The 22,775-nt window shown below is 47.6% G+C and carries 19 protein-coding genes; 14 read left to right on the top strand and 5 right to left on the bottom strand.

From position 1 onward, the window contains the following. Window positions 1-3: 3 nt before the first annotated feature. Window positions 4-447 carry a transcriptional regulator gene (locus ACLD4K_RS07235; protein WP_183059812.1) on the bottom strand — a complete coding sequence of 148 codons (444 nt, stop codon included), beginning with the start codon at window positions 445-447 and terminating at the stop codon, window positions 4-6. Window positions 448-827: 380 nt separating this feature from the next. On the opposite strand from ACLD4K_RS07235, the gene ACLD4K_RS07230 reads away from it, so the two are divergent. The 12 genes from ACLD4K_RS07230 to ACLD4K_RS07175 all read left to right on the top strand — a co-directional run bounded on the left by ACLD4K_RS07230 (window position 828) and on the right by ACLD4K_RS07175 (window position 15,410). Beyond that, complete coding sequence (locus ACLD4K_RS07230; RefSeq protein WP_183059811.1) at window positions 828-2,930, top strand: glycosyl hydrolase family 18 protein; 2,103 nt, start codon at window positions 828-830, stop codon at window positions 2,928-2,930. Window positions 2,931-3,022: 92 nt separating this feature from the next. Continuing rightward, window positions 3,023-6,019 (top strand): chitinase, encoded by a 2,997-nt coding sequence (locus ACLD4K_RS07225; RefSeq protein WP_411011613.1) that lies wholly within the window; start codon window positions 3,023-3,025, stop codon window positions 6,017-6,019. Between the two features lie 280 nt (window positions 6,020-6,299). Further along, complete coding sequence (locus tag ACLD4K_RS07220; protein ID WP_411011612.1) at window positions 6,300-7,004, top strand: helix-turn-helix domain-containing protein; 705 nt, start codon at window positions 6,300-6,302, stop codon at window positions 7,002-7,004. A 429-nt stretch (window positions 7,005-7,433) separates the two neighbouring features. After that, entirely contained in the window at window positions 7,434-7,976 is a 543-nt protein-coding gene (locus tag ACLD4K_RS07215) for a fimbrial protein BcfA (protein ID WP_411011611.1), read from the top strand. Window positions 7,977-8,076: 100 nt separating this feature from the next. Further along, window positions 8,077-8,763 carry a fimbrial biogenesis chaperone BcfB gene (gene bcfB, locus ACLD4K_RS07210; RefSeq protein WP_411011610.1) on the top strand — a complete coding sequence of 229 codons (687 nt, stop codon included), beginning with the start codon at window positions 8,077-8,079 and terminating at the stop codon, window positions 8,761-8,763. A 4-nt stretch (window positions 8,764-8,767) separates the two neighbouring features. After that, complete coding sequence (gene bcfC, locus ACLD4K_RS07205) at window positions 8,768-11,389, top strand: fimbrial usher BcfC (RefSeq protein ID WP_411011609.1); 2,622 nt, start codon at window positions 8,768-8,770, stop codon at window positions 11,387-11,389. Next, a complete protein-coding gene (locus ACLD4K_RS07200) occupies window positions 11,390-12,397 on the top strand; it encodes a fimbrial protein BcfD (RefSeq protein ID WP_183059806.1) in 1,008 nt (335 codons plus the stop codon). Further along, window positions 12,398-12,943 carry a fimbrial protein BcfE gene (locus ACLD4K_RS07195; protein WP_023182482.1) on the top strand — a complete coding sequence of 182 codons (546 nt, stop codon included), beginning with the start codon at window positions 12,398-12,400 and terminating at the stop codon, window positions 12,941-12,943. 15 nt (window positions 12,944-12,958) lie between these two features. Continuing rightward, window positions 12,959-13,477: a fimbrial protein BcfF gene (locus tag ACLD4K_RS07190; RefSeq protein WP_411011608.1), complete on the top strand. Its 519-nt coding sequence runs from the start codon at window positions 12,959-12,961 to the stop codon at window positions 13,475-13,477. Then, entirely contained in the window at window positions 13,443-14,174 is a 732-nt protein-coding gene (locus tag ACLD4K_RS07185; protein WP_183059804.1) for a pili/flagellar-assembly chaperone, read from the top strand. Before ACLD4K_RS07190 ends, ACLD4K_RS07185 begins: the two co-directional genes overlap by 35 nt. A gap of 64 nt (window positions 14,175-14,238) precedes the next feature. Beyond that, window positions 14,239-15,084, top strand: coding sequence for a DsbA family protein (locus ACLD4K_RS07180; RefSeq protein ID WP_183059803.1), 846 nt, complete (start codon window positions 14,239-14,241; stop codon window positions 15,082-15,084). A gap of 38 nt (window positions 15,085-15,122) precedes the next feature. After that, on the top strand, window positions 15,123-15,410 hold the full coding sequence (locus ACLD4K_RS07175; RefSeq protein ID WP_000839831.1) for a hypothetical protein: 288 nt from the start codon (window positions 15,123-15,125) through the stop codon (window positions 15,408-15,410). A 99-nt stretch (window positions 15,411-15,509) separates the two neighbouring features. Here ACLD4K_RS07175 and ACLD4K_RS07170 read toward each other — a convergent pair whose 3' ends face one another. After that, window positions 15,510-15,959, bottom strand: a complete 450-nt coding sequence (locus ACLD4K_RS07170; protein WP_183059802.1) for a transcriptional regulator — start codon at window positions 15,957-15,959, stop codon at window positions 15,510-15,512. Window positions 15,960-16,329: 370 nt separating this feature from the next. On the opposite strand from ACLD4K_RS07170, the gene ACLD4K_RS07165 reads away from it, so the two are divergent. Beyond that, entirely contained in the window at window positions 16,330-17,334 is a 1,005-nt protein-coding gene (locus ACLD4K_RS07165; protein ID WP_183059801.1) for a LysR family transcriptional regulator, read from the top strand. Window positions 17,335-17,341: 7 nt separating this feature from the next. Here ACLD4K_RS07165 and ACLD4K_RS07160 read toward each other — a convergent pair whose 3' ends face one another. Then, on the bottom strand, window positions 17,342-17,779 hold the full coding sequence (locus ACLD4K_RS07160; RefSeq protein ID WP_183059800.1) for a transcriptional regulator: 438 nt from the start codon (window positions 17,777-17,779) through the stop codon (window positions 17,342-17,344). A gap of 523 nt (window positions 17,780-18,302) precedes the next feature. Here ACLD4K_RS07160 and ACLD4K_RS07155 point away from each other — a divergent pair. After that, on the top strand, window positions 18,303-20,021 hold the full coding sequence (locus tag ACLD4K_RS07155; protein WP_411011607.1) for an aryl-sulfate sulfotransferase: 1,719 nt from the start codon (window positions 18,303-18,305) through the stop codon (window positions 20,019-20,021). Window positions 20,022-20,066: 45 nt separating this feature from the next. Here ACLD4K_RS07155 and ACLD4K_RS07150 read toward each other — a convergent pair whose 3' ends face one another. Next, on the bottom strand, window positions 20,067-21,638 hold the full coding sequence (locus ACLD4K_RS07150) for a bifunctional metallophosphatase/5'-nucleotidase (protein WP_411011606.1): 1,572 nt from the start codon (window positions 21,636-21,638) through the stop codon (window positions 20,067-20,069). A 98-nt stretch (window positions 21,639-21,736) separates the two neighbouring features. Beyond that, complete coding sequence (locus tag ACLD4K_RS07145) at window positions 21,737-22,498, bottom strand: outer membrane protein OmpK (protein ID WP_000791534.1); 762 nt, start codon at window positions 22,496-22,498, stop codon at window positions 21,737-21,739. Window positions 22,499-22,775 lie beyond the last annotated feature (277 nt).

Here is a 22,775-nt window from a genome sequence, read left to right as displayed (position 1 = left end):
CGCTTAGTGAATATGCAGATACATGAGAGAACCTAACGTTACTGAAAATACGGTCGTCAGGGCGGCGATGGTTTGCCGTACAATCTGTTTTTTTCTTCCCTTTGTTTCGCTATCCGTCGCGATAATGGCGATATCACTATTCACTTTGAGGCCTTGTCTTGGAATGGTAATAAGAAGATCGTTAATACCAAGCGCTTTAAGGTCACGTCTGATTAAATAGAGAATCTGCGTTAGATTTGCATCATTAACATAGTGGCTTCGACTTCCCCATAACGCGGTGGTTATTTTTTGTCGCTCGATAATCTCCAGATGAGCATTCTCGATGATGAAACTGAGACATTTGGCTCTCATCGCAGTCATTTTAATAACCTGTGAATTTGAGACCGTTCTCAGTTCATATTTACCTTCATTGTAAATGCAGTTGCTATTAATGATATAAGTTTTCATAACGTCTTCCTTTAGAAATGTACATCCTGGTTGTCTGTGGTGACTATATTGTATGAGAAATGTCTTAATCCAATAAATGTCACTGGTTTTATTGTATTGTCATTGTCTATAGCGAGTGTAATCACATTATTTCATTGTAATTAAATGATATTTAATTACATGATAAATGATATTTACTATGTTCTCACCAGAACGGAGTAAGCGGGCGTTGAGAGGTGTTGTTTTCTCTTCGGCAGACGGCGTTGTTAACCTCATTTTTATGATTTTTATGTCATCTAAAAAGATGATGTTTTGTGATTAGCTATTTTTTATGTCTGTCACGATTATGGACCCCGCAGAACGAGCTGCGACAATTTTGAAACGTAAAAGGAAATTTGAAAATGGCTACAAGCAAACTGATTCAAGGCGATACGCTTACTGAAACTACCCATGCAGCGAATGGTTTTGACCCTGCAACAAGCGATGATAAAATAAGCTATACTTCCGCTCGTGTTGCGAAACCGGTATACAATAAATATAAAAACTCCACGACTAAACCGAAGGTATTCGGTTATTACACCGACTGGTCACAGTATGACAGCCGTCTGCAAGGCAATATGTCCCAACCGGGCCGTGGTTATGATTTAACCAATGTGTCACCGACGGCTTATGACAAACTGATTTTTGGCTTTGTTGGTATCACCGGTTTCAGAAAAATTGATAAAGAAAACCGCGACGTCGTAGCAGAAGCGGCAGCGCTGTGTGGCAAAGTGAAATATGAGCCGACCTTCCTCGATCCATGGGGCGATTTCCAGTCTTATATCAACCTGGGTTTTGAAACCAGTGGCTGGGATGTTGATCCGAAAACCGTGACCCAGGCTAACGCCAAAGGTATGCTGGGCGCGCTGCGTGATATGCAGGCAAAAGCGAAAGCCGCAGGTCACACGCTGGCGCTCTCCATGAGTATCGGCGGCTGGAGCATGAGTAACGGGTTCCACGAAACCGCCGCTTCTGACTCCTCTCGTAAAACCTTCGCCAAAGGCGTGGTGAAACTGTTCAAACAGTTCCCGATGTTCAGCGAAGTGGATATTGACTGGGAATACCCGAACGATGAAGGGGCGGGCAACCCGTTTGGTCCGGAAGATGGCGCTAACTACGCGCTGCTGATTGCCGAACTGCGTAAACAGCTGGATTCCGCTGGTCTGAGCAATGTGAAGATCTCTATTGCCGCTTCTGCTGTCACTACCATTTTTGACTATGCGAAAGTAAAAGATCTGTTGGCTGCCGGCCTGTATGGCATCAACCTGATGACCTATGACTTCTTCGGTACGCCGTGGGCGGAAACGCTGGGCCACCACACCAACCGCAAAGCGCTGGAAGAGGGCGGCTGGGCTGTCGAAACCATCGTTGATCACCTGCTGGCGGAAGGCTTCTCCGCTGACCGTATCAACATCGGTTATGCCGGCTATACCCGTAACGCTCGTCAGGTAGAAATTGAATCCCTGTCGCCGCTGAAAGGTTCTTATAACCCAGGAACAGGTGACACTACAGGTTCTTTCGAATCCGGCACCAGCGAATGGTATGACGTCATTTATAGCTACCTGGATCTGGAAAACCAGAAAGGCCGTAATGGTTTCAATGTTTACACCGACCAGGTCGCTGACGCTGACTACCTGTATAGCCCGGAATCTAAACTGTTTTTATCCCTGGATACGCCGCGTACTGTCAAAGCAAAAGGCGAATATGCAGCGAAACTGGGCCTGGGTGGCGTGTTTACCTGGACTATCGATCAGGACAATGGCGTGCTGGTTAACGCCGTGCGTGAAGGTCTGGGTTATGAAATCGAATCTGAAGTTATCGATATGGAACCGTTCTACTTCGAAGGTATCAATGTAGAAAATGATGAAGAGCAGAGCGATAGCGACGACGAGCAGAAGGTCAACCACGCGCCGAAAGCGGCGATTGAACTGATGGTCGTAGGCGGATCTACGGTACAGCTGTCTGGCGCAGGTTCTTCTGATGAAGATAACGATGAGCTGTCCTTTAGCTGGGGCGTGCCTTCGCAAATCGCTGTGGCAGACAAAACTGCAGAAATCATTGAGGTTGTGGTACCGGAAGTTAGCGAAAAAACAGCCTTTCAGTTCACCCTGTTTGTACGCGACTGCTACAACGAACCGTCCTCTCAACAGCGCTTTGTTCTGACGGCTGTGCCTGCGCTATCTCAGGTTCAACCGGAACCGGAGGAGGAAGAAGAAGAGATTATCGTTCCTGTACCGGACGAGGAAGAAGATACCACGCCGGCTGAGGATGATACGCCAGCAGATGACAAAACGTCACCTTACGCGCAGTGGGATGCTTTGACCGTTTATGGCGCAAACTGGGGTTCTTTCGAAATCGTTAGCTGGAAAGGCCATAACTATCAGGTGAAATGGTGGTCTATGGGCAACCAGCCTGACCTGAACTGCGGTGCCGGCGGTGCATGGACCGATCTTGGCGCTTACTAATACACGGTATTAAACACGATGTATTGGGCTTCATGATTCAAGCCCCGGTTTTCCGGGGCTTTTCTCCACCAGGGACAGAGGAAGAGTAGACCATGACCATTTCCATTCATGCCAGCGCATTTGACGTCAACAGCTGGTATCAAAAAATCACCTTAACCTTCATCAATGAGAGCGGTAATCCGGTCGATATGAACCATGCCGCAATATCATTCACGGCTTCCGGGCACATCGATCCATGGGGAAATAGCGGCGGTACGCTCAAAGGGAACCTGCCGCTTACGCTGAATGATAGTTCGTATGGCACGCTGGAAACTAACAACATCATCATTAATAACAGCGATGCATTACTTCTTCAGCCGGGCGAACGTGGGACGCTTTCTTTCAGCCTCGCGGCGACGCAGGTGCCGGTAAAAATGTCCGCCATTACCTTGACGCTGGCGTCATCTTCATCCGAAGACGCAGAGTCTGAAACCCTATCCGATGAGGAGGCGCCAGCGATACCCGCCGCAGATGAACAACCCGCTGAACCCGATGTGCCGGAAAAGGATAACGACCTTCAGGAACACGGCCTTACGCTTAACGTTAGCGAGTTGAATACCGCGAGTTGGTATCAACGCGTCACCTTTACGCTGACCAACCTCTACGCCCAGGCGATAGATCTCAATCAGCTTCAACTGAATTTTACGGCCAGCGCGCACCCCGATCCCTACAGTCCGTTTCAGGGAACAATGCTGGGGAATCAGGCCGTAACGCTGGCCAGCGATGGGGGATGGCCCATCGAGAAGAATACCATCACCATTAATCATGACGGCGCGCTGATGCTGGCGGCGGGGGATACCGCCGAATTACAGTGCTATCTGGCCGCCACGCAGACGCCAGTTGCCATCAGCGATTTGAGCGCGACGTTGGCCCATGACCCTGCCCGTCAGGGAAAAATTTGCGTTCACTTTCCTGCCATGACGCAGACCGTGGCGCTTAAACCGGCGATTGAGCTGCTGTTTCCTGCCGGCGAAACCCGGCGCGTTGTCGGTGAGTGGGGAGAGGTGCTGACAATAGGCGATCTTAGCGCAGGAACGTATCGGCTTACCGTACCGGTACTGGCGAATGATGAGATGCAAATCGCGCCAGTCGAGTCCTCTTTTACCGTTACGCTGCAATCCGGCGATGCCGTCGCGCAGGTCCAGGTATCCTGTCTGCCGATTGTCCGTTATGCCAGCGCGCGTCTGATGATTGACGCCCCTGTGCTTGGTAATGCGAAATTGACCGTTGAGATCGCCGATGCTACGCAAGCGGATGAGCGTACTGTCACGCTTATCGCCAACCAACCGCAGTTAATCACCCGGCTACTGGCGGGGCATCATTATACGGTCAATCTGCAGCCTGCGATGATTAATAACCGCTTTATATCGGCACCCATACAGCTTACGAGTTTTATCCCTGCCGCGGCGCAGGTTGCCGAGGTTGCTGTCGCTTACCAGCAGGCAGCGATCGATACGGCGAGTTTCGTGACGGTGGATGCCACTCTACTGGGCCTGCCTGATGGCGTTGCGCCGCAGCGTTATCTGTTCAGCAGCGGTAAATATCAATACTCATTAATGCTGGAGAGCGGTAGCGATCGGCAGACGTTGGCATTACGTTTTGCGCCCGGGCTGTATGATGTTCAGACGGACGATATTTTCATCGACAGCGTGCCGTGGCGTTGTGAACAGGCCGGGCCGCTACGGTTGTTGCAAAAGGTCAACCATGTGGCGCTGGAGTTTCTGCCCGGCGTGACGCTACAGGTAAAAGGTTGGCCTGATTACCTTGCTCATGGCGGCGTGACGGTTAACGCGCCAGAGACGGTTTCTCTTTATCGCGATATACCGTTTAGCGCGTTGTTTAAATACGATGGTTTTGACGGCGGCGGCGATCCGGTTCCGGCCGCAGAGGTTGACGTGAACGGGGACGGTTTTCTGGATTACGCGACGTTACCGATCCATAAAACCGTTGCGTTGGTGCGCCAGATAGAAAAAGAAGCCGGGCGTAGCGTTATGCCGGTAATGGTTATTTATACCGCGAATGCCAGCGGTGGTAGCGCCCTGGCGGATTTACAGGATGCGCAAAAGCTACGTAACCATTTTGGTAACTTTATTACCCAGTGTCTGGCGGCGCAGTCATACAAAGATGAGACGCATCCTGTCCCGGCCACCTTTGTGCTTAACCCGGATTTTCTGGGGGCGCTACAGCAAGGACCGTATGGCTACACCGTAGTGCGACAAAAAAACAGTGTGCCGGTGAATGCCCAACTGGCGGCGGCGATACAAGCATTACCGGCGATGGCTGGCTTTATCGCGCCTTCGTTGCCGACGTTTAGCGACGATCTCTACGGCTATATTCAGGCGGTGAACTATCTTGTTCGTCAGTTTGCCCCGGATGTGGCTTTTGGCTGGCAGACGAATGTCTGGGCGACAGGAACGGCGGACTGGGTGCTGCGCGATACCGCTGATCCGGTAGCTGAAGGGCAGGCGATCGCCGGATTTATTCATGAACTGGGGGTTTATAGCGGAGAATATGCGCCGGACTTTATTGCGTTTGATAAATTTGAGCGTGACTGTTTCAGTCCTGATGCGCTTGCCCACTATGGCTGGAATGCGACATGCTGGCTTAATTACCTGGCGATGGTCAAACAGGTGACGAAAGTGCTGCTGACGCCCGCCATGCTGTGGCAAATCCCTGGCGGCCATATGCCTACAGTAGAAGAGGGCGTCAGTAAAATCAGCGCTGCGCACTTTGCATCCGGCGGAACCTTTTTTATGGGTGACGCCCGCATTGGCAGCGATCCTGACACGTTCTCTTTGCAGCTACTCAATACGGCCTTAAATAGCGCGACTTACGGCGTCCCGACCGTCGGCGACTTTTTACGTAAAGATAAAGGGTATGACTGGAGCCAGATGCAGGCGCTGAACCTACCGGACTTTAACGTCTTTTCGATCTTATGGGGCGGTGGTTCCACTATCAGTATTACGACAATCCATTCTAACGGTGAAGACGGCGGCTGGCTGGCGGATAAAATGGTAGAGTATTATGCTGCCCCTCGCTATTTTAGATAATATCACTATTTATTTGCATTAATCTGGACTATTGGTTTGAGATTCGAAGGCGCGTTCTTTCGAATCTCTTTTCCTGCGGCCCCTGAACTCTCATTCTTTATGCGTAATTCGTTATTACTTTTCTGTAATTATTTTGTATTAAGAATTGTCTTAATTTTAAAAATATTGCGTATTAGTGCTTTTTGAATACAGAAATACTGTATAGCGATGTTATTTATTATTAATTTAAGCGCTTTTTTAGAGGTTATACTGTGGCGCTACATTGAGTAGACAATCGTTAATGAAAAAAATGATGAACGACGCTTTTGCTAAAGATAATAATGAGAATTTATTACACTCTTTTCTTTTTTCTCAGCAGGCTAAACCTCACGCGGCGATTGATGCCTTATTTTCGGCGTTGTTGCCATTTGGTCAACCGTTTACGCTGGGTATCGGCGATGAGTTTTATTTACAGGCAAATGATGAAAACTACATTGTATTACTGGAATCAGGCGTTGTTTCTTTCTGTCGTGATGACAACCGACTCCATATATCTTCATCGTTTGCGCCATCGGTCGTGGGTATGGTTGACAGCTATGGCGCTACCTATAACGCCCCCGCGCGACCGGAACATTTTTTGCTCGCAGAAACGGTTTGTACCGGTAGATTTGTTCGCCTGCCGGATTTTATAAAAATCGCCAATGAATGCGATTTGTGGCACGACGTGGCCCGTTGTCTGGCTTACCGTCTGATGGTGATGAGCGCGCGCGATCGTGAATTAGTCGGCGTCGATTCTTACCTGAAAGTTCGGGCGCTGCTGACTGAAGTCTGGGCTTATCCACAGGACTACCGGGAAAACATTATCGTGTTGAATTTTATTCAACGACGTACCGGGATATCGCGCAGTCGGACCATGAAGATTCTGTCTGAACTAAAAAAAGGCGGGTATATCCATATTGATAATGGGCGGCTGACGGCGCTCGGAAAACTGCCAGTGGCGTATTAATGCACTATATGAAACGATATATTTACATATCTCGATTGAATTTATCTATTATTGTTAATAAAATGTTATATTGAAAGTTGTTGTAAAGGCTGTTTTTAAAAAGTCAACATGGCTAAAGGGTATAAGCCGAACGACTGGTGTAAAGTTAATATAAAACAACAGGTTATATCTGGTCCTATAAAACCAAATGTCGATGATTGCAACTTGCCGTTGGCTTGCTAATAATTAATAACATCGTTATCTCATTATAACGTAAAGATTAACTCACGACGTTGAGTGGCTGTTTTATTGCTTCTGACATTTATGTCAGAACAAGAAGACGCTTTTTTTCGCATAAGAAAAAGTCGTGATATTGCTGTGAAGAAATATCAGCAGCCGTTTCGTTAAAAAATCTGATTACCCTCATTTTTATATTTAAAAGGAGCTTGAATGAAAAAGCCTGTACTAGCATTAATGGTCTCTGCGATTGCCTTTGGCGGAATGTTGTCCACTGCGCAAGCGGATACTACAACCGTCACTGGCGGTACGGTAAATTTTGTCGGACAGGTCGTTGACGCCGCCTGTTCTGTTTCCGCTGACTCTGTCGATCAGACCGTGACATTAGGCCAGGTTCGCGCCAGTAAATTAACCGAGGCCGGTATGGTGGCGAATCAAAAAGAAGATTTCACCATTAAACTGGAAGACTGCGATACTCAGACCAGCCAGAATGCGGCGGTGATTTTTAATGGCCAGCAGGACGCAAACCAGCCGGGTTCGCTGGCGAATACCGCTGGGGCAGGTTCGGCGACGAATGTGGCATTACAACTTTATGGACCAGATGGCCAGGCGCTGAATATCGGTGAATCGTCCAGTACTGTTACGTTGAACGATGGCGAAAACGTTATTCCGCTTAGCGTGGATTATATCGCTACCGGTACGGCGAGTGCCGGTAATGTTACCGCGACGGCGACATTTAGCATGGTTTATTCCTGATTCCTTATCGGGATTTTTTTCTCGCCTGTTGGGAGGCGAGAAAGGGGCGTTACGCGCGTCACGGCGCGTAACAAACCGACGGCATCAGGATATTACGCAGATGAAAAAAAACGTACCGATTTTTCTTCGATTATTGCTACTTCTGTCGGCGGCCGGCCTGTCGTTTGCCGCGCAGGCGGGAGGCATTGCGCTGGGCGCGACCAGGGTGATTTATCCGCAGGGAAGTAAGCAAACCTCCTTGCCGATTATTAATTCTTCTGCCAGCAATGTTTTTTTAATTCAGTCATGGGTCGCCAATGCCGATGGTTCACGCTCGACGGATTTTATCATTACGCCGCCTCTCTTTGTGATCCAGCCTAAAAAAGAAAATATATTACGCATTATGTATGTCGGGCCGTCATTACCGACCGATCGCGAAAGCGTATTTTATTTAAACAGTAAAGCGATACCCTCTGTCGATAAAAATAAACTGACCGGCAACTCCCTGCAAATTGCGACGCAAAGTGTGATTAAGCTATTTATCCGCCCGAAAAATCTGGCGGAGGCGCCAACCCATGCCCCGTCGACGCTTCGCTGCCGTAACGAGCGCGGCCAGCTAACGATTACTAACCCTTCGCCGTACTACGTTTCGATGGTTGAACTGTACAGCGCGGGGAAAAAACTGCCGAATACTATGGTACCGCCGAAAGGCGCGATCACTCTCCCGGCGACGCCCGGCCAGGTATCTTTGCGCACGGTAAATGATTTTGGCGCAACGACGCCAGCACGCGTTTGTTCAGCTTCATGATGTTATGCGTAATCAGCTTTTCATGACGCGATATTACTCCAGCGTAGCTAAACCTGTATTAACCCCGCTGGCGTTGGCTATCGCATTGACGCCTGTGCCGGGGTGGGCGGAAAACTATTTCAACCCGGCATTTCTGTCTGACGACCCGTCTGCGGTGGCCGACTTATCGACCTTTTCCCGTAATGCCCAGGCGGCGGGAATGTATCGCGTTGACGTTTACCTGAACAATACGTTTCTCACGACCAGAGACATTACCTTCCAGGCGGTGAAAACGACGGGAAAAAGCGCGCCCACCGATGACAGCGGATTACGCGCCTGCCTGACGCCTGAAATGCTTAAAAATATGGGGGTAAACACCGGGGCGTTTCCACTGTTGGCGAAGGCGGCGGCGGGAAGTTGCCCGGATCTTGCCAGTGCGATACCGGCCGCCCGGACCCGCTTTGATTTTGCGCAGCAACGTCTCGACATTAGCATCCCGCAGGCGGCGATGGTTGCCAGCGCCAGAGGCTATATCCCGCCACAATACTGGGATGAAGGAATTAACGCGTTGCTATTGAATTACACCTTTACCGGCGCGAATAGTCAGGATCGGAGCGCAGGCGGCAGTGCGGAGAACAGCTATTTTCTTGGGTTGAATAGCGGCCTTAATCTGGGGGCCTGGCGGTTACGCGACTATTCCACATGGAACGCGAATAGCGGCGATCAGAATAGCGACAGCGACTGGCAGCACATCAGTACTTATCTGGAACGTGATGTGGACTTTTTGCAGGGAGAACTGACGGCAGGCGATAGTTATACCCCCTCCGCATTATTCGACAGCCTTCCTTTTCGCGGGCTACAACTGGCGTCTGACGACAATATGTTGCCAGACAGCATGAAGGGCTTCGCGCCGACCATTCACGGCATTGCCAGAAGCAACGCGCAAGTGACCATTCGGCAAAACGGCTACATCATCAATCAGCGCTATGTGCCGCCTGGGGCATTTACCATTAATGATCTCTATCCCACCGCCGCCAGCGGCGATTTGACTGTTGAAGTCAAAGAGTCCGACGGTTCTATTAATCGCTACAACGTGCCCTATTCCGCCGTGCCGATTCTACAACGAGAAGGGCGGCTGAAGTATGCGGCGACGGTGGCGGAGTATCGCAGCGATAGTAGTCAAAAAGAGAAGGTGAAATTCAGTCAGGCGACCTTGATATGGGGGTTACCGCATGGTTTTACGCTGTATGGCGGAACACAGCTTTCCAGTCATTATCACGCGCTGGCGATCGGCAGCGGCGCAAATCTGGGCGACTGGGGCGCGGTGTCGCTGGATGTCACCCAGGCCGCCAGTACGCTGGCGGATAATAACACCTACCAGGGGCAATCGCTGCGTTTCCTGTATGCCAAATCGCTTGCACAGTCAGGAACCAATTTACAGCTTATGGGCTATCGCTATTCAACCTCGGGCTTTTATACGCTGGATGATACCGCGTGGAAACGGATGAGCGGCTATGACGAGGACAATCGAACTGACAGCGATAAAAGCAGGCCGGAATGGGCGGATTATTACAATCTTTATTATACCAGGAGGGGGAAAGTACAACTCGATATCAATCAACAGCTAGGCGGGTTGGGATCGCTTTTTATTACTGGCAGTCAGCAAAGTTACTGGCACACTGATGAAAAGGATTCTTTGTTGCAGGTGGGATACAGCGATACGCTGGCGGGTATTGCGTGGAGCGTTTCGTATAACAATAACAAATCCGCAGGCGATGCGGAGCGCGATCAAATTTTCGCGCTGAATATCTCGGTGCCGCTAAGTCAATGGTTGCAACACGATGATGAGGTTACGCGCCATCACAATGTTTACGCTACCTTTAGCACCAGTACGGATAAACAGCATAACGTTACGCAGAATGCGGGCCTTAGCGGCACACTGCTGGACGAAAACAATCTTAGTTACAACATACAGCAAGGTTATCAGAATCACGGTATTGGCGAAAGCGGTACCGCCAGCCTGGAATACGATGGGGCGAAAGGCAATGCCAACATTGGCTATAACGTTAGCGATAACGGCGATTACCGGCAGGTGAATTATGGCCTGAGCGGCGGCCTGGTGGCGCACGCGCATGGAGTGACGCTAAGCCAGCCGCTGGGCAATACCAATATTTTGATTGCCGCGCCGGGCGCAGCTAATGTCGGCGTTGTCGACCAGCCGGGTATTCATACGGACGCGCGTGGCTATGCGGTGGTGCCGTATGCGACAACATATCGCCAAAACCGTATGGCGCTGGACGTTAACGCCATGGCTGATGATGTCGATATTGATGACGCGGTGACTCGCGTTGTGCCGACCGAAGGTGCGCTGGTTCTGGCCAGCTTTAAAGCGCGAGTCGGCGAGCGTGCCCTGGTAACGCTGAATCATAACGGTAAGCCTGTACCCTTTGGCGCAACGGTGACGGTGAATGATCGCCATGCGGAGGCGATTGTTGACGAGGCCGGGGAAGTCTATCTTTCCGGGTTGTCAGCGCAAGGCATTCTGCACGTTCGCTGGGGGAACCTGCCGGATCAACAGTGTGTCGCGTCCTATCATCTCTCTTCCTCCCGTCAGATTCTGAGTCGACAACATGCGGAGTGTCATTAAATGAAAATACCTCTTTTATTTGCTCTGCTGGTGGGAAGTGTCGTATCGCAGTACGCATTCGCAGACGTGTGTAAAAACGTTAACGGTGTACCTTCCAGTATTAATTACGATTTAACGACCACTCTGACGGCAGAACAAAACCAGGTGGGAACGACGGTTCAACTGGAAAAAAGCCAGGAAGTCAATGTACAGGCGGTATGTCCCGCCGGCGCGGCGACCTATAGCCAGACTTATCGCTCCTATGTGTCGCAATATCCGGTCGTAGAAACGAGCGGTAACTGGAAATATTTAAAGCTGGACCCGGACTATCTTGAAGGCGGAATGCGAATTGAGGATTCTGCGGTGGGTGATATTTATCCGCCAATAAACAATGTCCTGATGGGATATGATGAAAATGTGAAAGCGGGTCAACCGTTTTACGTTCGTGACTCAAATCTGGAGTTTCAGCTCAAAATTGTTAAACCGTTCGTCGGCACGGTGAATATTAGTCCAAAGACTATGTTCAATGTTTATGTCATGACCGCCGCAGGCGATCCGCTGACAGATGTCGTGTACAGCATTCTTTATAGTGGAACGGTGACCGTACCGCAAAGCTGCGAAATTAACGCCGGACAAACGATTCTGGTGAATTTCGGCGCATTATACAGCGGCAATTTCAGCCACGCAGGCCAAAAGCCGGAGGGGGTACGAGCGAAAAAATTCAGCGTACCGGTAAAGTGTAGCGGCCTGGATTCGCAGGTCAATTTAACGATGCGTCTTATCGCTACGCCGGATAGCCACGTTCCCCAGGCTATCGCTTCGGATAATGCCGATGTCGGTGTAGTGGTCGAAACCGATGAAGGAAACGCGCTTATCCCCAATGATGTGCAGAGCGTCGCGCCTTTTGTCACCGATAGCGCCGGACGCGCTAACATCACATTGCAAGCCTACCCGGTGAGTACAACAGGAGAAACGCCAGCGGAAGGGGCGTTTACCGCGCTGGCCAGCCTGCGAGTGGACTTTGACTAAATGAACAGATCACACTGCGCTCTTTTTGCCATGGGACTGATGCTGTGTCCACAAATCAATGCCAGCGCTGACGACCTCGCTTATAACCTCGAATTTACCGGCACTATTGTGGCGCAAACCTGCGACATAGATATTTCCAGTCTCAGTCAAAGTATTGATTTAGGACAGTTTGCGGTCGGCGATTTTCCTTCGACGGGAACAACAACAAAATTTAAGCCCTTTAATATCAACCTCAAAAATTGTTCCCGAGGAATTGCCGGGGCGAAGATCTGGTTTACCGGCGAACCCGATCCAGACAATCCCGCGCTATTAGCGATCACCGATACCGGAATGGGAAGCGGAAGTATGTTAGCAAGCGGTGTAGGGGTGGAAATTCTGAATGATGATCAGGATACCGTCAGTATCAATAATGCCGACTCGGTGGTCTATCCGTTGAAAGCCGGACGCAACACGCTGTCTTTTTATATTCGCTATAAATCGACCCGGCCGACGGTCACGTCCGGGAACGCGACGGCGGTCATGTATTTCGATATGCAGTATGAATGAGGAGCCATCGTAATTATGCGTAACGATATCCTGTACGGCATCGGGATGCTGCTGGCGGCATTCGGCGTCCAGGCACACGATGGCCGGGTCTATGTCTCCGGAACCATCACGGACAATACGTGTTCGCTCTCTCCAGGCTCGGAAAATATCAACGTGGCGATGGGCGCGGTTTCTCAACGGCAGTTTTATCGCGCGGGCGACGGTTCCGCCTGGCAACTTTTTGCTATCGATTTACAGAACTGCGGCAGCACTGCCAGCGGTGTAACGGTCAGTTTTAGCGGTGCGGCGGACAGTCGTAATACGGATTTACTGGCGCTTACAGCGGGGGAAAGCGACGCTTCAGGCATTGGGATTGCGCTTTATGACCAAAATAAAACCTTAATCCCACTGGGGCAGGAGAGTGATGTAGTCACGCTCAGCCCGGGCCAGGCGTCGGCGCATCTGCAATTTTACGCGCGTTATCTTGCCGATGGCGGCACGGTAACGCCTGGGGACGCCAATGCCTCCGCAACCTTCATTCTTGCCTATGAATAAGTTCTTTTTACGCTGCGCGATATGTTGGTGCTTGCTTCCCATATCATGGGCGCAGGCTGGCGTGGTGATTGGCGGTACTCGCTTTATCTATCATACGGGCGCCCCGGCATTAAGCGTACCGGTAAGTAACCATTCAGACGCGTCATGGTTAATTGATACGCATATTTTATCCGGCGGTCGCTGGCCAGGAACCCAAAACGAAGGGAATATCACGCCCTTCGTGGTCACGCCGCCATTATTTATGCTTTCAGCGCGCCAGGAAAACACGTTGCGGGTGGTTTATACCGGTGAACCGCTACCTGCGGACAGGGAAAGTCTGTTTACCTTGAGTATCGCCGCTATTCCCTCCGGTAAACCGGAAGTGAACCGTGTACAAATGGCGTTCCGCTCTGCATTAAAGCTGATTTATCGCCCGGAGGGACTCGCCGGCGATCCGCAGCAGGCCTACCGGCATCTGGTCTGGTCGCTTACCCCCGATGGCGCGACGGTACGAAATCCTACACCCTATTACGTTACGCTCTTTTTATTACGCGCTAACGAGCGCGCCCAGGACAACGCCGGGGTCGTGGCACCCTTTGCAACGCGCCAAACGCACTGGTGTCGGCATACGGTTCGCTGCACTGTGCGCTGGCAAAGTATTAATGACTATGGGCGGGTAATGCCAGCGCAAACCGTGGATCTGACGCGTATGCATTAACCTATTTTTCAGGCGTCTCCCGATAGCGGGAGGCTTTCCGAACTTATCGAGCGAGACTTTTATTATGTATTATCACGCGTTAAAACTTTCCCGACTGGCGATATTGACGTTGGCAGGCGTTGCCGTATCCGCCTCGGCAATCGCTGCCGATTCTGTCCCGACGTCGCAAATTGGCCCGACGGCGGAAGCCTACATCGTCAGTCATCCGGATAAAGTGGGAGAGGTGGTGGCAACGTATTTGGCCGAACATCCTGAATTTTTGGTCGCCGCCAGCGAGACGTTGCATCAGCGTCAGCAGATTGCGCAACAACAGGCGTATGTTCAACTGGCATTACAGTATCGTGCTGAGTTGCTCAGTAGCAACAGTCCTTCCGTTGGACCCGACGATGCAAAAGCGGCGGTGGTGATGTTCTTTGATTACCAGTGCTCGTGGTGTAGCAAAATGGCGCCTGTGGTCGAAAACCTGATTAAGGCGAACCCGGATACTCGGTTTATTTTCAAAGAGTTTCCTATTTTTTCCTCCCGCTGGCCGGTATCCGGACTGGCGGCAAGAGTCGGCGAGCAGGTGTGGCTCACCCAGGGCGGGGCGAAATATCTCGACTGGCATAATGCCCTGTATGCTACCGGCAAAGTGGAAGGGCAGCTTAACGAACAGGATGTCTACACGCTCGCGCACCATTATCTAACGCCAACGCAGTTGGCCGCCGTAAAAGAAGCGCAAAGCAGCGGTGCAGTACATGATGCGCTCCTCACTAACCAGGCACTGGCGCAGCATATGGACTTTAGCGGCACGCCTGCTTTTGTCGTCATGCCTCAGACGCAAAACGGTGATGTAAAACGGGTGACCGTGATCCCGGGAAGCACGACTCAGGATATGTTGCAAATGGCGATTCAGAAAGCGAAGGGGTGATATTCGCTCAGTGGAGAACGCACAGGAGTGAAAGTAAAATGAAGTCTATGCGTTGCGTCATACCGGTGATTTTACTTTCCTTTATCGTTCATGAAGGGACAGCGAAACCGACCGCTCAGATTCATTTTATGGGATCGGTTGTTGAGGCAGGCTGCTGGAATGACGTGGGAACCTTAGAAATTCAATGCCATAATAAAGAGGGGATTGAACGTTATATTATTGTCGAGAATATTATCACGCCGATATCGTCTCCTCATGCAACGGTAAAACGCGATTATTTGGATGAAGATAAGCAATTAACAGTGCTACGCATTGTCTATGACTGAACCGCGTAGCAGACCGCAGATGGTGTCCCGTCAGTGTCGTGTGAGGATATTATGAAAAATGTTCTCACCTTCCCGGGACACGGTCTACAGATTTTATCTTCAGATAAACGGCGCTAAAAAGAAAAGTACGATCAATAAAAAAAGAGTGGGAATACCAATAGATATAATCTTATTACATCGGTGAGTATGATGTTGAATAGCTTGTGGCGGCATGTCAGCAGAGTCTATGATAAATCTTTCATCGATTTTTATCCCCTGCCTGGGGAGCGTGACGAACAGTTCGAAAAGCCCGATTTGTTGTAAATCTCGTCGCAGCAGATAAAGCAGTTGCGTCAGATTAGCATCGCTAACAAATTGGCTTCGCTCTCCCCAAACTGCGTGTGAAATCATTTCTCGCGTAATCAACTTTCTGTACGCATTTTCAATAAGGTAGCTTAAACAGCGCGCACGCATTAGCGTCATCTTTAGCACTTTTTTATCATGTAATGATATTATTTCTCTTAACGACTCATTATAAATAAATTCGTTATTAATAGTGTATTGTCTCATGAATTCACTCCATTTTGATATTCATAAGGTAAGTTTGACACTGTCAGTGTGTTCACTGGCGGTAAAGTACTCCTTACATCAGCACGGATAAGCGTAGAGAACCTCAAAGAAATAAGAGAATCATTTGTGATTAAATAGGATAACATTATATTTTTTTACTTTTTTATAAAGTATGCCAGATGTTTTTGATGTTTTTTTATAAAATAGTATTATATGTTTTTATTTCACACAGACTGAAATGATGCCAATAAAATTATAATTTAATAACAAACAGGTAGAAGAAATGATTTACTTATTGAAATAAATGTGGTGTAAGGTTAATCTGCGCCTTAAATGATGGTGCCAGATTATACCAGCCAGGATAACCTATATGCGGCCAATAAAAAATGCTAAAAAAATTGACTACAATCTGATCAAAGTATTCGATATGGTTATTACTGAAGGAAATGCAACCAGGGCGGCCAGGAAGCTGGATGTCACGCCTGCGGCGATCTCTCAGGCTCTTCTTCGCTTACAAAATCTTTATGGTGAAGAGTTATTTATCAGAACCCGCAAAGGATTAGTCCCGTCCAGCAAAGGTAAATCGCTCCACAAGGTATTTCGCCAGGCAATTGAATCTATAGAAAGCACACTTTGCGATAACACATATGCTCAGGAGAGTAATGAACTCATTGTTCTGGGGAGTGATATAACTGAAAATTATTATTTTCCGGCATTGCTGGATATTATGTTGGTGAACCGATATGTTATTAAACACTATGCGATTAAAAAAACAGGGGAATACTCACCAGCCTCCATGCTGACGCATGGCTATGCGGATGTCATCATGGGAACTCTGGAAATTAAGAATGAGATGATCGAAAGTTATCTTATTGATAATTTATCTGATTTTGTTTGTGTTTGTGGTGAAAAAAGTCCATTGGTTGGGCTTGAAAAAATTTCTTTATATAATTTTTATGCTGCCAGACATGCTGTCTATCATTCAGATATGCTCTCTTCTTTCACCGCTGATAGCATTGATTTATTCAAGAACAGTACGCCTTATGCGGGGCGCAGGGAAATATGTTATTATAGTGATTCACTATTTGGAGTGATAGGTGTTGTTGAAAAAAGCGATATGGTTGCGATTTTGCCAGGGAAGATTGCTACTTATTTTAAAGATGTGCGACGTTATAATATAAAAATACTACGTATGCCGGATGAAATAATTTTTCGTACATTACCCGTTTATGCTTATCTGGCTACAAACAACACCCATTATAAAAATGCCAAAAAACTGATATCAACATTTCAGTCGACCTTTCTTTTTAGCCAGGAAAAGCAGCCTGATGCTTTGGTTGAAGGGAGCACGTCCTTATGCGGTCTGTCGGTTTAGTAACAAATTATCGTATTAAATAAATAACCATTGTGACCATGGTCAGTAAAGCGAAAAATAATGTCATATATTTATCTCCTTCTTTTTTTAAAGAAAATGGGAGGTTTTTGTTTTCATTGCTGATAATAATGTTAGCATCAACTTTAATACCAGTTCGGGGCACCGTGGAAAAAAACTGGCTCAGGCCAAAGCCTTTAAGGTCGCGCCGTAGTAGATATAATACTTGGGTCAGGTTGGCGTCGCTGATAAATTGACTTCTTTCCCCCCAAAGTTCATCAGTGAGTTGTTTTTTATAAATAATCTCTTGTTGCGCGTGATTCAGCATATATTCCAGGCACTTTATACGCATTGCGGCAATTTTTATCATTTTTCCCGTTTTTATGTTTTTTAGCTCATTGGTCTTATCATTGTAAGTGTGTGTGCTGTTAATTAAATAAATAGTCATGATGTTATTTTATGGGTTTAATTGGGGTGGCGATAATAATATGCATATTAAATTTAGGGATCAACTGGCGTGACTGTAATAGCGTCTTTTTTCCAGAGAAAATCGTATCGCGTCACAAAAATGATGGTTTTTTAGAAAAGCTAAAATTTTATTTTTAGTCACTCTAAAAATAAAATGATAGTAGTGTTAATTTTTATCAGTAGATTGATGTATTTTGATTGATTTATTGTTGGTGTTAAATAATTTGAATTATGACGCAAGGCCTATGTCAACCATTAAAAAGGTATAGGCTATTGGTCACAATGCATTAATGCTACATAATTGTTATGCTTTTATAGTAGTGCCGGGGGAAATAAAAATACCGGATGATAAAGAATAATTTTAGTCTGGGTTTTATTTTATGGATGTTTTATTTTAAATTACTAAACCGATTTCTCTTGTTTAAGTAGGGTTATTTGCTACGCAACTGGCTGGCATGTTGTGGCCGTTCGTTGTCTGTATCTGAATTAATCAGGAGAAACGTATGAATAAGAAAAATCCGTCAATGGTTAACTTGCCTGCACCGCGTGAGCCGATTAACCAGAAAATCGACACCAATAACGCATTGGTGTTAAACCATAACGCTATACATGAACAACGATTAGCGGAGATCACACAATCTAATACCTGTGACAAGGCCATTGTAACCGCAAATCCCTATGGGACCGCCCCGTTGAGTCTCTACCTGGGGGTTTGGATTGATGAAGCTGCCGCGCTTGAGATCAATGTTGTTGACAGCGAAGCGACGACAGAGGCAGTGCGTTATCAATATGATGTACATCCGGGCGCTAACCTTATTCCTGTGTGTGGGATGGTATCCGCGGTGAATAATCAGATTACCCTGCGCCTTGCCTCGCAAATTGTCGGGCAATATACAGTCATGACAGACGCATTACCGCCCACGGATTCGGCTAACGTGAGCCTCGGTTTCCCCATTATTAGCGTCTCCTGTCCTGCGCAGCAGGCCTCGCTGATGGAGGAAGGGCTTTATTTCTCCACCTATTTTGATCGGTATAATCTGGCTTTTGATCATAACGGGATTGTCCGGTGGTATGTAAGTCAGGAAATCCCTTCTTATAATTTTGTCAGAATGGATAATGGCCATTTCCTGGCGACGTCACAGGGAATAAACCATTGTCTGAATATGTATGAATTTGACATTATGGGACGGGTTTATACGGTTTATCTCCTCGACAATGAGTTCCATCACTCCATTCTTCCCATTGAGAATAATCTGGTGATTGCGCCTTCAGAATATAGCAATGGACGGCCAGATGGTTACTCAACCGGGAAAGATGGCGTTTCTATTATTAACTTATCTACCGGGCTTGAAGTCGCCTATTACGATATGCTGTATGTGATGGATTATTCCAGATCGCCGCGTCCTTCCGGAAGCGCGCCAGGTCAGGACGTATCAATGGATGACTGGCTGCACATCAACCAAAGTTATATTAATGAACCCAACAATTTGCTGATCTGTTCCGGTCGACATCAGAGCGCGATTTTTGGCGTAAATGTGGATTCCGGCGAACTGCGCTTTATTATGGCGAACCATGAGAATTGGTCTGACGAATTCAGGCAATACTTATTAACCCCTGTCGATGATGATGGTATCCCGCTGTATGATCTTACCTCGCCGGGAGGGATTGATGCGGCAGATAAGAATTTCTGGACCTGGGGGCAGCATAACATTGTTGAAATTCCAAATGATGAGCCAGGTATTCTGGAGTTTATGGTCTTTGATAATGGTAACTATCGTTCACGCGAAGATGCGAACAGCCTGTTACCGCTCGATAACTTCAGCCGGGTGGTTCAGTTTAAAATAAACCTAAACACGATGACCGTAACGCGTCCGTATGAGTATGGAAAAACGGAAGTCGGGAACCGGGGCTATAGCAGTTTTGTGAGCGCTAAGCATTTATTGACTAATGGTCACCTGGTTATTCACTTCGGCGCGACGACGGTTGATGAGTTTGAACATACCATTACCGCGCAACCAGGCTCCAGCGATCTTGTCGATCCGGATGAAGGGCAACAGGCGTTAGGCCGACTGGTATTACAAGAAATCAATAAAGAGACGAAAGAGGTCTTATTCGAAGCGATGGTGACGTCGGGCTATTTCAAGAACGAAGAGACGAATGGCACGAATTATCGTTATGATATTTCTGCATTTCGGGTATACAAAATGCCGCTGTTTGCATAACTAAGTATGTTATGCGGCCGGTTATCGACCGCATAACATTATGGCTTATTTGCTAATATCATCCACGCGCATGGTGTGGTCAGGTTGAATATTGTTAACCTGCTTCATATAGTTAACCAACGCCGGTGCGGTTTGTATCCCTATATATTTGATATTTTTACCTTTAGTGAAGGTAAATCCGCCACCACCTTTACCGATAAAGGAATCCAGCGCGACGGTATAGAGTTTATTGTCTTCTACCGGTTTGCCTTTGATATCAAATTCAACAATACGCTGGCCCAGCGGTTTGGTGCTGTCATATTTAAACTGGACGGTTTTCGATACGTGCAGCATACCGTTTTTCAGATCGGCAGCGTGTGACATGATGGATTTCAGGTCCTTACCGCTGATTTCCATGCTCATGACATCGTTGGTGAACGGATACATACTCAGCACATCACCATAGGTGATATTACCTTTAGGCAATTCGGTACGGATGCCGCCAGCATTATAGAAGGATGCGTCGGCGCCAGGAACGGTAGCCATCAGGGCATCGGTGATTAAGTTGCCGGTTGGCGCGGATTCACCGTAAGAACGGGTCAGCACTTCCGGAGAGTGCGCGACCACCTCATCGGTAATTTTCTTAACCTTATTATCCCATTCATCAATTTTGGCCTGCGTGACCGGATCTGGCTTATAAGTATCCGCATACATGGTGATCAACTTACCATTGTAGCTGTCCACTTTTTTGGTTTCCGGGTTCCAGTCAAGCACCAGTTTACCTAATTCGATGGTGTACGCATCCGTGGAAACGACAAGGGTATCGCCCACTTTAATCGGTTCTGGCGTACCTTTATGCGCATGGCCGGTAATCAGGACGTTAAGTCCATAGCCTTCCAGCGATTTCGCCATATCAACGTCGGTTTTCAGCGCGCGTGCGACATCAGCCTCGCCCGCGCTGGATTGCATACCCGGCACGCCTTCGTGGGCGAGCAGCACGGTCAGGTCAACTTTCCCTTTTAACTCTTCCAGCTGTTTTTTCACATAAGGAATCGGATCGCGGCAGTCAACGCCTTCACGCACGCCTGCGGCAATCGCTTCATAGAATGCGGAAACGCCGTGCATACCGATGACGCCGATCTTGAATCCATCTTTTTCCACGATAGTATACGGTTCTTTAATTAATGGCGTATCTGTGCCGCTGTAAAAAACATTATCCAACAATACCGGGAATTGCAATTTGCTGAGTTGTTTAACCAGATTCTCATGGCCATGGTCAAATTCATGGTTACCGACAGAGACGGCGTCGTAAGGCATGGTATTTAAAATATCAATAATAGCCTCGCCTTTGGTCAGCGTACTAATAAAAGGTCCGGTGAAATAGTCGCCAGCATCAAAGAAAAAGACATCCTTCTCTTTCGCTTTTGCATCTTTGACAATTTTCGAGATGGGTGCAAAGCCCCCTACCGGACGTGTCTTGGATACATAGGGGATAATTTCTGGGGTTACATGGGCATGTAAATCGTTTGTATAATAAATTGTGATATCACGCGCATCGGCTGAAAAGGAAATGGCTGAAGTCAAACCAATGCACAGCGACAATAGGGATATCGAAAACTTTTTGTTCATATAAACCATCCATTTACGCTACATTAAAGAAAAACGATGTCTGTAGTCGTGTCATTCACAACTACAAACCGGGGAAATTAAGTAATATTCATCAAGTTTATTAATTATTAAAACTCGAAGCCGATCAGGTAATTCATACGGTCGCCGTAGCCGTCATACCCCAATTTATTATTGAAGTAACGGTAAGAGACGGAGGCGGTCCATCGCGGCATAAATTTCCATGTAAACGTTACCGCGCCGTTCAGGCCGGTCGTCCCACCCTGTTGTTCGGCGTAGGCATCATTACGATCCATTTCAACTTCGTTCCAGTTTGAAATGACGAACTTTTCATTAAACATATCGAAGTTATAAGCCGCGACCCAACCGAGAACATAACCGTTAAAGCCTGTCGCCTGTCCATACTTTTTAGAGGTATAATCGTTCGATAAGTTATGAACAGCGAAATAGGGCTTAATAAAGCCTGATGGGCTGGTTAAACCCAGATAACCTACCCCGTACATCATGTTTAATTCATCACCGAATTTATTCTCCATCGACATATAGAGTTTCATCATTGCGGTAAAGTTAGAGCCTTCTACCACCCTATAATGTCCCAGAAATTGGGTAACATGGTTACGGCCTTCTACAGGATGGTTGAGCACGTTCATTTCATAAAATGATGCAAATTCGCCCCTGTCAAACACGGCGCCGAAATCGGCTACCGCTTTCCACACTTCGCCGCGATCGACATTGACAAAGCCTTTATTCCAGTCGCCATATCCGAAGCTAAGTTTACCGTATACGCGTTTCAACTCCGCTGCCTGGCCATTAAAGCAAGAGAAAAGAACACATGCGGCGAGTAGACTATTAATATATTTCTTATTTTTCATGCTCAACTCCATGAGGTAAAAACACAGTGAAATGTTGTGTAAAGAAGCGAATTCTAAGGAGTGTCTTTTTATACGTAGGTGATAGATGTCTCAAAAATATCAGCGATATATAATCGTCAAATATTCGTGTCAGATAATGTTGTTTGTTGTGTGATAACTATTTGATTTATAGTTTATGTCTCTGTTGTAAAAGTCACACCGGATAGCATGAAATTAATGAAACTTCGAATGGGGATAATTTCTCACAAAGACAACTTACTGCCAGTAAATGAGGGTG

This window comes from Salmonella sp. 741265055_HSA, assembly GCF_046569525.1.
Lineage (GTDB): Bacteria > Pseudomonadota > Gammaproteobacteria > Enterobacterales > Enterobacteriaceae > Salmonella > Salmonella enterica.
The sequence above is the reverse complement of the archived record's forward strand: the minus strand, read 5'-3'. Positions and strand labels throughout refer to the sequence as shown.

What these genes read in the sequence shown, in the direction of transcription:
- ACLD4K_RS07235 (WP_183059812.1), bottom strand. Translation starts at nt 447, where the DNA reads ATGAAAACTTATATCATTAATAGCAACTGCATTTACAATGAAGGTAAA.
- ACLD4K_RS07230 (WP_183059811.1), top strand. Translation starts at nt 828, where the DNA reads ATGGCTACAAGCAAACTGATTCAAGGCGATACGCTTACTGAAACTACC.
- ACLD4K_RS07225 (WP_411011613.1), top strand. Translation starts at nt 3,023, where the DNA reads ATGACCATTTCCATTCATGCCAGCGCATTTGACGTCAACAGCTGGTAT.
- ACLD4K_RS07220 (WP_411011612.1), top strand. Translation starts at nt 6,300, where the DNA reads ATGAAAAAAATGATGAACGACGCTTTTGCTAAAGATAATAATGAGAAT.
- ACLD4K_RS07215 (WP_411011611.1), top strand. Translation starts at nt 7,434, where the DNA reads ATGAAAAAGCCTGTACTAGCATTAATGGTCTCTGCGATTGCCTTTGGC.
- bcfB (WP_411011610.1), top strand. Translation starts at nt 8,077, where the DNA reads ATGAAAAAAAACGTACCGATTTTTCTTCGATTATTGCTACTTCTGTCG.
- bcfC (WP_411011609.1), top strand. Translation starts at nt 8,768, where the DNA reads ATGCGTAATCAGCTTTTCATGACGCGATATTACTCCAGCGTAGCTAAA.
- ACLD4K_RS07200 (WP_183059806.1), top strand. Translation starts at nt 11,390, where the DNA reads ATGAAAATACCTCTTTTATTTGCTCTGCTGGTGGGAAGTGTCGTATCG.
- ACLD4K_RS07195 (WP_023182482.1), top strand. Translation starts at nt 12,398, where the DNA reads ATGAACAGATCACACTGCGCTCTTTTTGCCATGGGACTGATGCTGTGT.
- ACLD4K_RS07190 (WP_411011608.1), top strand. Translation starts at nt 12,959, where the DNA reads ATGCGTAACGATATCCTGTACGGCATCGGGATGCTGCTGGCGGCATTC.
- ACLD4K_RS07185 (WP_183059804.1), top strand. Translation starts at nt 13,443, where the DNA reads ATGCCTCCGCAACCTTCATTCTTGCCTATGAATAAGTTCTTTTTACGC.
- ACLD4K_RS07180 (WP_183059803.1), top strand. Translation starts at nt 14,239, where the DNA reads ATGTATTATCACGCGTTAAAACTTTCCCGACTGGCGATATTGACGTTG.
- ACLD4K_RS07175 (WP_000839831.1), top strand. Translation starts at nt 15,123, where the DNA reads ATGAAGTCTATGCGTTGCGTCATACCGGTGATTTTACTTTCCTTTATC.
- ACLD4K_RS07170 (WP_183059802.1), bottom strand. Translation starts at nt 15,959, where the DNA reads ATGAGACAATACACTATTAATAACGAATTTATTTATAATGAGTCGTTA.
- ACLD4K_RS07165 (WP_183059801.1), top strand. Translation starts at nt 16,330, where the DNA reads ATGCGGCCAATAAAAAATGCTAAAAAAATTGACTACAATCTGATCAAA.
- ACLD4K_RS07160 (WP_183059800.1), bottom strand. Translation starts at nt 17,779, where the DNA reads ATGACTATTTATTTAATTAACAGCACACACACTTACAATGATAAGACC.
- ACLD4K_RS07155 (WP_411011607.1), top strand. Translation starts at nt 18,303, where the DNA reads ATGAATAAGAAAAATCCGTCAATGGTTAACTTGCCTGCACCGCGTGAG.
- ACLD4K_RS07150 (WP_411011606.1), bottom strand. Translation starts at nt 21,638, where the DNA reads ATGGTTTATATGAACAAAAAGTTTTCGATATCCCTATTGTCGCTGTGC.
- ACLD4K_RS07145 (WP_000791534.1), bottom strand. Translation starts at nt 22,498, where the DNA reads ATGAAAAATAAGAAATATATTAATAGTCTACTCGCCGCATGTGTTCTT.